At 51.6% G+C, this 699-nt stretch carries 1 protein-coding gene; it reads right to left on the reverse strand.

From position 1 onward, the window contains the following. A partial coding sequence (locus PGX78_RS08985; protein WP_333524049.1) for a SpoIVB peptidase S55 domain-containing protein occupies positions 1–565 on the reverse strand: 565 nt, incomplete at its 3' end. Positions 566–699: the final 134 nt, after the last annotated feature.

Consider the following 699-nt stretch of genomic DNA (forward strand, 5'->3'; position numbering starts at 1 on the left):
CTGCCGAGGCCGTGTCGACAGGTTGGAAGTTGTAGGACTTCAACTTGTCCTTCATCCACTGCATGGAAAGAGAATCGAATCCCGAAGCCATTAAGGGCGTAGCAATAGGTACCAATTGCGTTTCTCTGGCGTTAAATTCGGGGATCTCTTCCTTTGTCGGATCGTTCCAGAGCTTTACCATATCTTCAATGGGCGTAATCATACCCATCCGGGATTTGGTAAAGGACCACCCGTAAGCGACGGCACCGACAAGTTTTCCGTTAATATATACGGGACTTCCCGACATGCCCTGCGCAATACCGCCCGATTCTTCTATGAGGGGCCCCGAGAACTTAGCCAAAATCAAGTCCCCCGACGGGCCTGCATTTTTCATGATTCCCAGGACTTCTACCGGGAAGGTTTCTATTTTTCTGCCGTGAGCTACCGTCTTGGCATACCCTGTCATGCCCGGTTGAACATCCTTAACGGACATAAAGGTTTCGGCCTGAACCGAAAAAGCGGTAAGACAACAGAAAGCCGCCGTCATTGCTGCTGCAACACGGCGGAATCTCCGTAGTATATTCATCTCTTATTCCGCTTCCACTACCACTACCGTTTCGCCGGCATTAACGTTGCTGCCCGCTCCGACGGCAACGGATTTAACTACACCGGCCGACTGAGCTCGAGCTGCAGCCATAGGACCTGTCAAGGTATTGACCG

Origin of the sequence: Megasphaera sp. AF13-6AC, from assembly GCF_027685385.1 — a bacterium.
GTDB classification, from domain to species: Bacteria; Bacillota; Negativicutes; order Veillonellales; family Megasphaeraceae; genus Megasphaera; species Megasphaera micronuciformis.